This window comes from Serratia sp. HNCC26DJ244, assembly GCF_057180565.1.
On record NZ_JBXUGO010000138.1, the window covers coordinates 1 to 337 of the forward strand.

The 337-nt window shown below is 59.1% G+C and carries 1 pseudogene; it reads left to right on the forward strand.

What is annotated here, in order from left to right:
• A pseudogene (locus tag AC2A06_RS18965) lies at positions 1-337 on the forward strand (type VI secretion system contractile sheath large subunit); the annotation flags it as partial.

Here is a 337-nt window from a genome sequence, read left to right on the forward strand (position 1 = left end):
TGCCAACTCCACCCAGAAGCCCGCGCTGTATGACACCGCCGATGCCACTGCCAACAGCCGCATCAACGCGCGTTTGCCGTACATCTTCTTGCTGTCGCGCATTGCTCACTACCTGAAGCTGATCCAGCGTGAAAACATCGGTACCACCAAGGACCGCCGTCTGCTGGAGCTGGAGCTCAACACCTGGGTACGTAGCCTGGTGACCGAGATGACCGACCCGGGCGATGAACTGCAAGCCTCTCACCCGCTGCGTGATGCGAAGGTGATTGTGGAAGACATCGAGGACAACCCGGGCTTCTTCCGTGTGAGACTGTACGCCATTCCGCACTTCCAGGTA